General features: G+C 60.5%; 8 protein-coding genes. 7 read left to right on the forward strand and 1 reads right to left on the reverse strand.

Annotated features, from left to right (window positions below):
- Positions 1-5: 5 nt before the first annotated feature.
- The 6 genes from MED193_RS09105 to MED193_RS09130 are packed head-to-tail and all read left to right on the forward strand — an operon-like array spanning position 6 to position 10657.
- Entirely contained in the window at positions 6-1025 is a 1020-nt protein-coding gene (locus MED193_RS09105) for a glycosyltransferase family 2 protein (RefSeq protein ID WP_009809410.1), read from the forward strand.
- Positions 1022-5635 carry a MupA/Atu3671 family FMN-dependent luciferase-like monooxygenase gene (locus MED193_RS09110; RefSeq protein ID WP_009809411.1) on the forward strand — a complete coding sequence of 1538 codons (4614 nt, stop codon included), beginning with the start codon at positions 1022-1024 and terminating at the stop codon, positions 5633-5635. Before MED193_RS09105 ends, MED193_RS09110 begins: the two co-directional genes overlap by 4 nt.
- Positions 5632-6318, forward strand: a complete 687-nt coding sequence (locus tag MED193_RS09115) for a 4'-phosphopantetheinyl transferase (RefSeq protein WP_009809412.1) — start codon at positions 5632-5634, stop codon at positions 6316-6318. The genes MED193_RS09110 and MED193_RS09115 overlap by 4 nt, the downstream gene beginning before the upstream one ends.
- A gap of 3 nt (positions 6319-6321) precedes the next feature.
- Positions 6322-7266 carry a hypothetical protein gene (locus MED193_RS09120; protein WP_009809413.1) on the forward strand — a complete coding sequence of 315 codons (945 nt, stop codon included), beginning with the start codon at positions 6322-6324 and terminating at the stop codon, positions 7264-7266.
- A complete protein-coding gene (locus tag MED193_RS09125; protein WP_009809414.1) occupies positions 7263-9797 on the forward strand; it encodes a hypothetical protein in 2535 nt (844 codons plus the stop codon). Before MED193_RS09120 ends, MED193_RS09125 begins: the two co-directional genes overlap by 4 nt.
- On the forward strand, positions 9794-10657 hold the full coding sequence (locus MED193_RS09130) for a glycosyltransferase (protein ID WP_009809415.1): 864 nt from the start codon (positions 9794-9796) through the stop codon (positions 10655-10657). The genes MED193_RS09125 and MED193_RS09130 overlap by 4 nt, the downstream gene beginning before the upstream one ends.
- A gap of 195 nt (positions 10658-10852) precedes the next feature.
- On the opposite strand, the gene MED193_RS09135 is transcribed toward MED193_RS09130, so the two are convergent.
- A complete protein-coding gene (locus tag MED193_RS09135) occupies positions 10853-12076 on the reverse strand; it encodes a glycosyltransferase (RefSeq protein WP_009809416.1) in 1224 nt (407 codons plus the stop codon).
- A 262-nt stretch (positions 12077-12338) separates the two neighbouring features.
- On the opposite strand from MED193_RS09135, the gene MED193_RS09140 reads away from it, so the two are divergent.
- Positions 12339-13706, forward strand: a complete 1368-nt coding sequence (locus tag MED193_RS09140) for an oligosaccharide flippase family protein (RefSeq protein WP_009809417.1) — start codon at positions 12339-12341, stop codon at positions 13704-13706.
- Positions 13707-13775: the final 69 nt, after the last annotated feature.

The following is a 13775-nucleotide window of genomic DNA, read 5'->3' on the forward strand; positions in this document are numbered from 1 at the left end:
CAGTCATGAGCACAGGCAGTATTCTCACCATAATCCTGAACTACCGTACCCCTGAGATGACCCTCAGAGCGGCTGAGGCGGCACTGACGGAGATGCAAGATCTCCCGGGTGAGGTTCTGGTGATCGACAATGGCTCGGCGGATGGATCCTGGGAGGCCCTGCAGGCCGGTGCGGCCCAGCGCGGCTGGAAAACCAACAAAAAGATCCGCCTGCTGCAATCCATGGTCAATGGCGGCTTTGGAGCTGGCATGAACATTGGCTTTGCCACCGGGCTGTCGGATGGCACTGCACCTGACTATTATTACCTGTTGAACTCTGATGCCTTTGTGCAGGGCGAAACCATAGGCACCCTGCGCGATTTTCTGGCCGATCATCCGGGGGCTGGGCTGGCAGGGTCCTATGTATACGGCACCGATGGTAGCCCTCACCGCACCGCCTTTCGCTTTCCGTCAATCGCAGGCGAATTTGAAATGGCCGCGCGCACTGGTGTCTTTACCCGCCTGTTGGCCCCCTGGGTGGTGGCGATGGAGATGCCGCAGGCACAGACCCAAGTGGATTGGACCGCAGGCGCCAGCCTGATGATCCGCCGCCCCGTGATCGAAGAAATCGGTGGCTTTGACGAGACATTCTTTTTGTATTTCGAAGAAACAGATCTCTGTCGCCGCGCCGCTCGCGCGGGCTGGCGTACTCATTATGTGCCCGACAGTAAGATCGAACACCTCGGCTCTGCCTCAACCGGCATGAAGGACTGGGCCCGAACGCCTGCCTATTGGTTTAAATCGCGCAGCCATTACTTCGCCAAATCCCATGGTCGCGCCTATGCGGCGCTTGCGACCTTCGCCCGCATCACCGGCAGTTGCATTTACGGACTACGCCGCCTCGTCCAGGGCAAACCCCAGGCCGATCCCAATCATTTCCTGAGAGATCTGATCTTTCATGCTCTGACGCCTGCGCCAGCGTCGTGCAGCCCCTCATCCATTCGTGAAACGCGCCTTCACTCCCCGGTTTCGGAGGATCTAAAATGAGCCAATTTTCCTGTGTTGTCATCGGCAATGAATCCCTGTTGGTCGGCTGCGGCGAAGCCCTGCTGGCCCAGGGACATCAGATCTCGGCGGTGGTCTCCACCGACGCAGACATCCGCGCCTGGGCCAAGGGCAAAGACCTGCCCTTGCTGACAAATCCGGATGAAATCACCCATGACTTTGATTGGCTCTTGTCCATCGCCAACCTGCGGGTGATCCCAGAGTCCATTCTCTCCCTGGCCCGCAAAGGCGCTGTCAATTTCCATGACGGCCCCCTGCCGCGCTATGCCGGATTGAACACGCCCAACTGGGCGCTGATAGCTGGCGAAGCCCAACATGGCATCACCTGGCATATGATGGAGGGCGGCATTGACGAGGGCGATATCCTCGCCCAGCGCCTTTTTGATATTGCCGAGGATGACACCGCCTTTAGCCTCAATTCAAAATGCTATGCCGCAGCCATGGACAGCTTTGGCGAGGTGCTGGACCAGTTGAGCGCGAACGCCCTGCAACGCCAGCCCCAGGACCTGTCCCAACGCAGCTATTTTGCCAAGGATCATCGCCCTGCCGCGGGGGGCATTCTGGACTTTTCTAAGACCAGCCAAAACCTGACCCGCCTGGTGCGGGGGCTGGATTATGGTTCCTATTGGAACCCCCTCGGCTGTGCCAAAATCGTACTGGCAGCGCAGGTTTTGCGCGTCGGCAGGGCCGGACCTGCGGAGGGCAGCGGTCCAATTGGCACAGTTTTGTCGGTCACGGGCGCAGTGGTCACCATCGCCACCGCCGATGGCGCTGTTGCGCTGGAAGATTTGACCAGCCTGGCGGGCAAAAAGCAGGATCTGCCTGCTCTCTTTGAGGTTGGCCAGCAGCTCCCGGTTTTGACCCCATTTGAGGCGAAAGCAATTGAGACAGCCCTGATCCAGAGCCAGGGCGGAGAATCACACTGGCGCCGTACCCTGGCCGCAATGCAGCCCGTCACTGTGCCCCTGGCCACCGCAACCAACAGCCCGGCTGGCATCAGCCGCAAGGAAATTTCCCTGCCCGCAGCTTTGTCACAGGAGCAGATCGTCACTGCGACGCTTGCCTGGGCTCTGCTCAGCACAGGTGAGCAACAGGCTGACATCGCCTATGCCGCATGGCCCACGGCAGCGGGGACCGCAGCACATCTGGTTTCAGATTGGATTCCCTTGCCGGGGACGCGTGATTCAACTGTTAACACTTTAGCGACTCAGATAAAGATAGATATGGATAAAGCCCGCAGGTTTGGCGGTTTTGCCCTGGATCTGGTGGCCCGTGCCCCAGAACTTTCAGCGCAAGACATGCCGGGTATCGGGTTTACAGCGGATCGGGATGCGGCTCTGCCAGGTTGCATTATGACGGTTTCGCTGACTGAGGGCGCCTTGGCGCTGCATGTGGATGACACCCGGTTGGATGTGCGTGCCGCGGAGCTGCTCGCCGCGCGGCTCGAACATACGCTGGGTGTCATCGCATCTCATCTGACCTCTGACAGTGATTGCCCGCTGGCAGAACTGTCGATCCTCCCCGAAGCAGAACGCAAACTGCTCCTGGAAGACTGGAACCAAACCCAAACAGACCTGCCCGCAGAGACCACCATCCAGGCGGCCTTTGAGGCCCAAGTCGCCCGCACGCCAAAAGCAACGGCCCTGGTATTTGAAGGCGAAAGCTACAGCTACGAGGGGCTAAACGCCCGCGCCAATGCTCTGGCCCGCCAGCTGCAAGCCACCGGCGTCAAGCCCGGCACCCATGTCGGCGTCTATATCAAGCGCTCAGCCGATTTGATGGTGGGCGCCTTGGCGGTGCTCAAAGCCGGGGGGGCCTATGTGCCTCTGGACCCCGCCTACCCAAAAGACCGTATCGCCCACTACCTGTCAGACAGCCAGGCCAGCGTTGTCGTCACCCAAGAGGCGTTGCGCGCTGATCTGCCCGCAACCGAAGCACAGATCGTTACCGTAGAGAGCCCTGCCGTGGCAGAAGCTCTTACAGAGAACGTCACCAGCGCGGCCAGTGGCGCCGATCTGGCCTATCTGATCTATACCTCTGGCTCTACCGGCACCCCCAAGGGGGTCATGGTTCGGCAAGACAATGTGGCCAATTTCTTTGCCGCCATGGATGCACGCATCCCCCATAAGGCAGGCGATGCCTGGCTGGCGGTGACCTCGCTCTCCTTTGATATTTCAGTGCTGGAGCTGTTCTGGACCCTGTCACGGGGCTTCAAACTGGTGCTCTCCAGCGACGAAAGCCGGCTTGAGCTGTCCAATGGCCCCATCGCGATTTCCGACAGGCGGATGGATTTCAATCTGTTTTACTGGGGCAATGACGATGGCCCTGGCCCCCGTAAATATCACCTGCTGCTGGAAGGCGCAAAATTCGCCGATGCCAATGGCTTTAACGCGGTCTGGACGCCCGAGCGCCACTTCCACGCGTTTGGCGGTCCCTACCCCAACCCCTCAGTAACTGGCGCAGCTGTTGCTGCCGTGACCAGCAATTTGAGCGTCCGAGCAGGCTCCTGCGTTGCACCGCTTCACCATCCCGCCCGGATCGCGGAGGAATGGTCGGTCATTGACAACCTCACCAATGGACGCGCCGGGATCGGCATTGCCGCAGGTTGGCAGCCAGATGATTTTGTGCTGCGTCCCGAAAACACACCGCCAGCCAACAAACCCGCAATGTTCGACTCGATCGACACCCTGCGCAGGCTCTGGCGCGGCGATGAGGTGGACTTCCCTCGCAAGGATGGCTCAATGCATGCGGTTGTCACCCAGCCCCGCCCGGTGTCACAGGAGCTACCTGTCTGGGTCACCACCGCAGGCAACCCCGAGACCTGGCGCGAAGCAGGCGAGATCGGCGCCAATGTGCTGACCCATCTGTTGGGGCAAAGCATTGATGAAGTTGGCGGCAAGATCCGCATTTATCACGATGCCCTGCGCGCCGCCGGTCATGATCCGGCGGATTTCAAGGTCACCCTGATGCTGCACAGCTATCTGGCCGAAACCCGAGAGGAATCCCGCCGTATTGCCCGCGAGCCGATGAAGGACTACCTGCGCTCCGCTGCCGGGCTGATCAAACAATATGCCTGGGCCTTCCCCGCCTTCAAACGGCCAAAGGGTGTCAACAATGCTTTTGACATGCAGCTTGATGCGCTTAGCCCCGAAGAGCTGGAAGCCATCCTCGAGTTTGCTTTTGAACGCTATTTTGAGGACTCTGGGCTGTTTGGCACTGTGGACGACGCCCTCGCCCGCACTGAGGAGCTGAAACGCATTGGCGTGGACGAAATCGCCTGTCTCATCGACTATGGTATCGCACCAGATGTGGTGCTGGAAGGGTTGAAACCCCTTGCCGAGGTGCTGAAGCGAGCGAATACTCCACAAGATCTGGCTGCGGATGACTTTTCGCTGAGCGCACAGATGATGCGCCATGGGGTAAGCCATATGCAATGTACGCCCTCTATGGCGCGCATGCTGGTTCAGGATGACGAGGCCCGCATGGTTATGGGGCGGCTAAAGCATCTGCTGGTTGGCGGCGAAGCCCTACCCGGAGATCTGGTCGGCGCCCTGCGCGAAGCGACGCCTGCGCAAATTCACAACATGTATGGCCCTACTGAGACCACAATCTGGTCGACATCAACCAGCCTGAAAGACCCTGTGGTGGGCGTAGCCAATATTGGCACACCCCTGGCCAACACCCAGGTCTATGTGCTGGACGAGGCCCAACACCCTGTCCCGATGGGCGCAGCAGGAGAGCTCTATATCGGTGGCACCGGTGTCACCTCGGGCTATTGGCAACGGGCCGAGTTGACGTCAGACCGTTTTGTACATCTCCCCTTAGCCGAGGCCCCGCTTTATCGCACCGGCGATCTGGTGCGCTGGACATCGGAAGGCCAGCTGGCGTTCCTGGGGCGCACCGATCATCAGGTCAAAATCCGCGGCCAGCGGATAGAACTGGGCGAAATTGAAACCGCCCTGACCAGCCAACCCAATGTCACAGGCGCAGTGGTTGTGGAACGGCGGCTTGGCGATGACAGCCAACTGGTGGGATATGTCACCCAGGACCCAGCCCACCCGGCAGATCTGGAGGCGATCAAGGGTGATCTTGCGCGCCATCTTGCCGCTGTCATGGTGCCAAGTCATCTTGTGGCGATCGAGAGTTTCCCGCTGACGCCAAATAAGAAAATCGACCGCAAGGCTCTCCCTGCGCCGAAACCGGCAGCGCCCCAAACGACCCAGGCAGTTGCCGCTGCCATTGTGCCGCTCAGCGCTGGGGTGCAGGCGGAAATCGCTAAGGTCTGGTCGCGCATCTTGGGGGTAGAAGGCATCGGCGCGCAGGACAATTTCTTTGCCTTGGGCGGTCATTCACTCTTGGCGGTGCAGTCGCATCGCGACATTCGCGCCGCGTTGGACACCCCCAAACTCTCGATCACCGACATCTTCCGCTTCCCCACCCTCGCAGGGCTCGCCTCCCATATTGAGACCCTTGCGGGTGGCAGCACAAAGCCCGATGATCCCGCAGAAGATGACGCCGCGCAGGCCGCCAAATCCGACACCATGTCGAAACGGCGGGCGATGCGGGCCAACCGCAAAGCACGGGCAGGATGACAGCACAGAGTTCAACACATGAAATGGAGCGGCTGGCTCTGGCACGGCCGCTCTTTGCAGATGACATCGCCCTCGCGTTGGTCAACCCTTTGGCAGATCCGCCAGCGCCCTTTGCCACGGAGAGCGCCTGCCTGTCGCCGAGTGCCGTTGAAAAGCGCCGCCGTGAATTTGCGGCGGGCCGCGCTGCGGCCCATCAGGCAATGGAGCTCTTGGGACTGGATCCTGTCGCCATTCCTGTGGCCAAAAACCGCGCTCCGGTCTGGCCCAACCACCTGGTGGGGTCAATCACCCATACCCGCAGCTGCGCCATGGCTGCGGTTGCCCGGAAGGGCGATATACAGGGCCTAGGCATTGACGTCGAAGAGGACAAACCCCTGGCAGACGACCTTTGGCCCGCGATTTGTTCGGCACAGGAGCAGGCTTGGCTGCGTCAGCAGAGCAATCCGGGGCAGCTGGCCAAACTGGTGTTTTGTGCCAAGGAGGCGGCCTACAAATGCCAGTTCACAGTCAGCAAAAGATACTATGGGTTTGATGGGATGGAATTAACAATCGACCTTGAGGCCCGCCGGTATTCAGCCCGATTTTGCACCGATCAGCCCCCCTTCAATTGTGGCGATCAGATCTCTGGGCGCTTTGCCATAGGTGCTGGCCTGATCGTCGCCACAGCTGAATTGCGGAGCTAATCCATGATGTCACGTCGCGCCCTTTTTGCCTTACCTGCGCTGCTTGCCCTCTGGCCACTGGCCCGCTGGTGGCATCCCAGCCCCCTGCCCGCAGTGCCGGTGTTAACACCGCCACAGCACGCCCTGCGTGTGTTTCACCTGGGCCATTCCCTGGTTGGGCCAGATATGCCGCATATGCTGGCGCAGCTGGCCCCACAGGGGCATCGTTTCAACAGCCAGTTGGGATCCGGCACCAATCTGAAGCAGCATTGGGAACCTGACCTGGCGATCCTGGATTTTGAGACCACCAATCACCCACCTGCCTACCGCGACGCGCGTGAAGCCATCGGTTCTGGCGATTATAATGCCGTGGTCCTAACAGAAATGGTCGAGCTGCGCGATGCCATCCGCTATTTTGACGGTGCCGCGTATTTCCACCGGTGGGCCCAGCTGGCCCGAGATGGCGCGCCGACAACCCGTGTCTATCTCTATGAAACCTGGCATCCCCTTGATGACCCGGCAGGTTGGGAAACCCGTATCGCCGAGGATCTCGATACCCTCTGGCTGGAGGGGCTTAGCGGTCAAGACAGCCGAGCCGCCCCAGAGCGCCCAGCCTATCTGATCCCGGTGGGACAGGTTATGGCCGCAGTTGCCCGGGCCGCAGAAGCTGGTGAAATCGAGGGATTGATGGCGCGCGAGGATCTGTTTGCCCAGACCCCTGAGGGAACGCAGGACACGATACACTTCAATGATTTTGGCGCCTACATTGTCGCCCTGACGCACTATGCAGTTCTGTATCAGCGCTCCCCGGTCGGATTGCCGCACCGGCTCAACCTCGCGGATGGCAGCGCTGCGAACAGCCTGCTCCCTAACGCAGCGCAGCGGGTGCAACAGATCGTCTGGGACACCGTTCTGGCCCAGCCCCGCACCGGGCTTGCTGAAGCCGCATCCGCAGGAGAGCCCACATGAATCTCGAGACCCTGGTCACCTCTGTGGTGATGGTAGGGCATTCGCTGTTTGGGCCGGATAATCCGCAGATGCTCCAGCAGCTTCTCGCACAACAGCCAACAGCCACAGCGCCGGTACCAGCGCAGGTTCAGGCCCAGATCATCAATGGCGCTCCGCTGAGCTACAACTGGCAACATGCCGATAGCGCCGAGGGAATCAATGCCCGTCAGCGGCTCACCACGCCGGTGGATGCGGTGATTGTGACCGAGGCAATCCCCCTGGCCAATCACCTGAAATGGAGCAACAGCGAGGAGGCCGTGACCCAGTTTTATGAGCTGGCCCGTGCCGCCAACCCGGATGTGACGTTCTACCTGCAAGAAACCTGGCACAGTCTCAACAGTGGTACCGGTGCCGAGGTGCCCTTTGACGAGGGGGCCGCGACCCCTTGGCGTGACCGGTTGGAACAGGATCTGCCCCGTTGGCAGGCCTTGGTAGACGGGGTCAACGCGGCCACAGGTGGCTCGGTGCAGCTCTTGCCTGCTGGCCAGGCCATGGCGCGGCTGGATGATGCGATCCGGGCGGGCACCCTGCCGGGACTGCAGTCGATCTCGCAGGTCTTTTCCGACGATATCCACCCAAATGCGCTGGGGTTTTATTACCTCAGCCTCGTGCAATATGCGGTTTTGACCGGGCAGGATCCACGGGGGCTGCCCGCACAGCTTCAGGACCCTTGGGGCCAGTCCTATCAAGCCCCTTCGCAGGCCCTGGCGCAGCAACTTCAACATCTCGCATGGGCGGCGGCTGGCGGGGTGGAAACCGCATTTGCCGCTCTCCCCGACGACCCCGCCCCGCTGCCGATTGAGCCCGAACTGGCCAGGCTCAATGGGCCGATGCCCGAAGATTTGCCTCCCCAGGATCTGGGGCGGAAGTCGCCCAGCCAACAGCCCATCGCAATGAACCTGATGCCCGTCGCCGACTGGAGCCCGCAGGCCCCCTTTTTGGATCATTTCAAAACTGCGCGCCCCTGGATTGGACATCTGCCCGGTCAGTGGGGCGGTGCCAGCGAGGCCGATCTGGCGCAGGCGGGCTACCTAGATGAGGCCGGCTGGCCCACCGCTTTACCGCCTGAGCTTGGCTCTATCGGGACCGTCATCCTGACAGATCTGCCAGAAAGCGCCCTTAGCCTGGCTGGCCGCTACGTGCTACGCTTTGAGGGTCAGGGCATTATCGAAGTGTCCGGACGCGCCCACAATCAGCGCTATGGGGATGGCGAGGTCTCGTTTGATTTCACCCCCGGCCCCGGACCGGTGGAAATCCGGTTGCAGCGTTTTGGCAAGGCAGGGGATTACCCGCGCAATATCACAGTCGTGAAAGAGGCGCATCTGGCCCGGTTTGCCAAGGGAGAGATTTTTAACCCCGATTGGCTTGAGGTTCTGGACGGCTTTGAGGTGCTGCGGTTCATGGATTGGATGAGCACCAATGACTCGCCGCTCATTGGCTGGGAAGATCGGCCACAGGTGCGCGATTACAGCTGGGCCCGTAATGGCGTGCCGTTGGAGATAATGCTGGCCCTGGTGAATGAACTGGGGAGCGATGCCTGGTTCAACATGCCCCATCGCGCGGATGACAGCTATATCCGCAACTTTGCCCGCGCCGTTAAGGCGGGTCTGGATTTTGATCTGAAGACCTATGTGGAATACTCCAACGAGGTCTGGAACTGGCAGTTTGAACAAGCGGCCTGGGCCGATGCCCAGGCCCAGGCCCGCTGGGGCGGGCAGGATTTATGGATGCAGTATTACGGTGGCCGCGCCGCTGAGGTCTCGCAGATCTGGAGCGACGTCTTCGGCGCGGCATCCAGCTCCCGCTTGGTGCGGGTGCTGTCCACCCAGACGGGATGGTTGGGACTAGAAGAACAGATCCTGGCTGCGCCGCTCTGGGTCGCGGAGGCCCCTGACCGCGAAGCTCCCGCCAGCTATTTTGATGCCTATGCTGTCACGGGTTATTTTGGCGGCATCCTTGGCCTTCAGGAGCGCGCTCCCATTTTGCGGGCCTGGATCGCAGACAGTCAGCAACACGCCAGAGATGCAGCCACCGCCCAGGGGCTGAGCGGCGCCGAGGCCGCGCGCTTTGTTGCAGAACATCAGTATGATGTCGCCAGTGTGCAAGCGGCAGCCGAGCTCACCGATGGGCTGGTCACTGGCGACAGCACGGATACGCTCAGCGATCTACTGGGCCGGGTTTTACCCTATCACAGCGGAGTGGCAGATCAGCATGGGCTGGATCTGATCATGTATGAGGGCGGCAGCCATGTGGTGGGTATTGGCCCCATGGTCGAAGATCCCCTGCTCACAGGCTTCTTCACCCATTTCAATTATACGCCCGAGATGGGCGCACTCTACGCAATGTTACTCCGCGGCTGGCAAGACATGGGCGGTAGCCTGTTTGGTGCCTATGCGGATGTGGCGGTTCCTGGCAAATGGGGCAGTTGGGGCGCCCTGCGCCACCTCAGCGATGACAACCCCCGCTGGGCCGCTTTGGAAGCTGTGAAATGACCCCCTCTGAACAGAGCCCCGATCAGACCGCGCCACAGGTCAGCGTTTTGATCCCGGCCCATAACGAAGCCGACTACATCGCGGCCTGCCTCGCCTCCCTGTTTGCCTGCACCCTGCCCGATGGTCTGCAGGGAGAAGTCATTGTCCTGGCCAATGGCTGCACGGATGCGACGGCCTATATCGCTGCCGCCCAAAAGCCGAGGCCGCCGTGGCAGCTAAAAGTCCTGGACCTGCCCGAGGGCAACAAGCTCAAAGCCCTAACCGCAGGGGACGCCGTGGCCCGCGGCAATGTGCTGATCTATCTGGACGCTGATGTCACGGTGGAGCCTGCGTTGATCGGCCAGATCACCGAGACGCTTTTCAATGCGCCCCCCCGCTACGCCAGCGGCACACCACAACTGACGCCAGCGCAAAGCGCATTGACCCGCGCCTATGGCCGGTTTTGGATGCGGCTCCCCTTTGTCCAGAATGGCACGCCCGGTTTTGGCCTCTTCGCAATGAACCGCGCAGGACGGGCCCGCTGGCAGCACTGGCCTGATATCATTGCAGACGATACCTTTGCCCGGCTCTCATTCGCGCCGAATGAACGGATCAAACTGCCCAGCCATTACCATTGGCCCATGGTCGAGGGATTTCGCAATCTCACGCGCGTGAGGCGACGTCAGAATGCAGGTGTGGCAGAGCTGAGCGAGACCTACCCCGCGCTTATGGCCAATGATGACAAGCAAAAGCTGCCCCTTAGGCACCTCTTGCGTCTGCTGTGCTCAGATCCGGTGGGTTTTGCGGCCTATGCGCTAGTATCTGCCGCTGTGAAATCACCCCTATTTCGCAGCCAACAGCGCTGGACGCGCGGTCGCTAAACCCGCTTTCCGCGCCTAACCGCTCCAAAATACCCCCAACCCTGGGCAAGCGCACCCCGCCGCGCGCCAGCGTGGCGCCGGGCCCAAGGGATTTGGTGGTTTCGCCAGAAACACCCAAAGCGCGCGGGAGCCGCCCCTTCCCTAAAAACCACCATCTCACCAAGGCGATCCAGAGGGGCCTGCCCGTCGGGAAATCTAGTCTGTTTGGTTTTCACCCTTGCAGGCTGCCCGAAACAGATCTGCTAGCTTCCGCGCCTCAATATCACTGTCGTGACGCTGAAGCACCCGTTGCCGCGCGGCCAGGCCCATCTGCGTCAAACGATCCGGTGAAACCTGCGCCAAATCGCCAATGGCCTGCGCCAAAATGTCTGGCTCGCCAGCAGGCACCAGCCAACCGGTCTCCCCGGGCAGAACCAGTTCTGGCGTGCCGGCAATATAGGTCGCCAGAACCGGGCGCGCTGCGGCCATAGCCTCCATCACCACCATGGGCAGGCCCTCGGCAAAGGAAGGCATCACCAATGCATGGACGCCAGCCAGTTCTGCCCGCACCTCGGCCTCTGACAACCATCCTGTGAGGGTAATATTGTCCTGCAAGCCAGCGGTGGCAATGGCCGCCTCCAGATCCGCGCGCATCTCGCCATCTCCGATCAAAACCAGATGCACCTGCGGATGGGAATGCATTACCTTGGCCATAGCACGCACCAAGACCATCTGGCCCTTTTGCTCCACAAAGCGACCAATCGCCGCCAGTCGCAACGGCCCATCTGGCAAAGGCGCCGGGTTTTCAAACTTTGCCGGTTCAATGCCACAATGCACCACTTGCAGCCGGTCCCAGACCCCAAAGTCAGCCCAGCGGCTCAATTGACTTTTTCCAAAGCTACTGATGGCCACGGCAAAACGCGCCTGGTTGATCTTTTCTCCCAAAGAGAGTGCCACCGGAGCATCAAACTCTTCCGGGCCATGGGTGGTGAAACTGTACCCCGGCCCGCCCAGCGCCTGCGCCAAGAGCGCCACGGCCGTGGCATTGGTGCCAAAATGCGCGTGCATATGGTCTACGCCCTCGGCCTGGCAGCGTGCCCCGACATAACAGGCCTCCGCCAGATAGATAAGATGCCGTGCCACCCCAGCCTGCGAAAGCCGCCCCAGCCGAATGGCCAGCCTCAAGGCGCGTAAAAAAACCCCCGGCCCCACCAAGACCTGCCGCAGCAGCGACAAAAGCAAGGACATCATTCCGGCCTGCAAAACATAGTGTGTCTTGGCCGCCTCGGCTTGATCCCCGGGATCCACCAAAGGCGCAGAGCCAGGCCGCATTGCCAGCCGCAATACGATGATCCCCTGACGCTCCAGTGCCTGGATCTCACGGCGGATAAAACTATGCGAGGGTTGCGGGTAACTGTTCAGGACGTAAGCAATTTTCAAAGGCCTAAACTCCTGTCAGCCCGCGTTTATGCGCCAAGGGTATCGCCTCTGCCCCGACTTGCCTAGGGGGCGAAGCCGCATGTTTTCAAAACCTTCTCAATGGTCCAGTTCCCCGCAGATTGTCTGCACCAGGCCCGGCAAACCGCCCCCGCAGCGCCCCACAGGGGTGCAGACAATTGACGCCCCTGCAACCGCTGCCTAGCCTAGGCCAACACACTGCTGATTTGCGGGCCAAAACAGCAAAACAGCAACCGGAGATCACATGAAACAGCTGACCCGTCATTTTGCTGGCCAGGGATTGATGGCCCGGGTTTTACGCTCGGCCTCCTGGATGATGATCGGCTATGGCGGCAGCCAGGCCCTGCGGCTCGCGGCCAATCTGGTCTTGGCCCGACTGCTCTTTCCCGAAGCCTTTGGCCTGATGGCGCTGGTCACCGTCGTCACCGTAGGGCTATCGCTGTTTTCAGACGTTGGCATCGGCCCCTCCATTGCGCAAAACAGCCGCGGCGATGACCCGGATTTTCTCAATACCGCCTGGAGCATTCAGGTGCTGCGTGGGTTCGGTCTTTGGGCCTTTACCCTCGTCTTGGCCTGGCCAATGGCTTGGTTCTATGCCGCACCGGAATTGCTTTATTACCTTCCCATCGCAGGGATTGGCCTAGCCATTGCCGGCTTCAACCCCACCCGGATTGAGACCGCCCACCGCCATCTGCTGGTGGGGCGCGTGACCCTACTGGATCTGGCCGCGCAGCTGATTGGCGTGGGCTCCATGGTCCTATTGGCCTGGCTCAGCGGCTCTGTGATTGCGCTGGTTCTGGGGGGGGTCATTCAGGCCGCCGCCAAACTGATGCTGACCCATTTTGGCCTGCCCGGCCTGCGCAACCAATTCCGCTGGCAGCAATCTTCGGTGAAAGAGCTGGTGCGGTTTGGCAAGTGGATCTTTCTATCCACCGCCTTTTGGTTTTTGACCTCACAGGGCGATCGCGCCATTTTGGGAAAATTTGTCTCGCTCGAGGTATTGGGCATCTACAACATCGGCTTTTTCCTCGCCAGTTTTCCAATGCTCCTGGGCCATGCGGTCAATCAACGTTTGATGATTCCGGTCTATCGAGACACACCCGTCGCTGCGAATCCGGCCAATCGGCGCAAGCAACAGTTGCTGCGGTTCGGACTTACCACTGCGGTCCTGTCGATGCTGCTGTTGATGGCCTGGATAGGCCCTTGGCTTGTCGATCTTCTCTATGATGTACGATATGTGCAGGCTGGCGCGATGATCGTGATGATCTCCCTGGCGCTGGTGCCTGCGGTGATCACCATGACCTATGATCAGGCTGCTTTGGCCGCGGGTGACAGCCGATCATTCTTTGTCTTTACCGCCTGTCGGGCCCTGTTGCAGACAAGCTTGTTTTTGCTAGCCACTATGTGGTTCGGCCTGCCTGGCGGTATTATCGCCATGGGACTGTCAATGCTGGCCGCCTATCCGATCCTGATCTGGTTGGCGGTAAAGCACCAGGCCTGGGATCCACTGCATGATCTGGCCTTTGCCATAGTCGCTGCGCTGGTCGGCGCCGGAGCAGTCTACTGGCATCTGGACCGGATCATCACCATGATCACCCCCCTGTCAGGCTAGCTAAATAGACCGCCCCAAATGCGCGAGCCGGGCTGTCAGCAGGGCTATTCAGCGGGTCTGCCTCCTGAT

Origin of the sequence: Roseobacter sp. MED193 (assembly GCF_000152965.1) — a bacterium.
Lineage (GTDB): Bacteria > Pseudomonadota > Alphaproteobacteria > Rhodobacterales > Rhodobacteraceae > Pseudophaeobacter.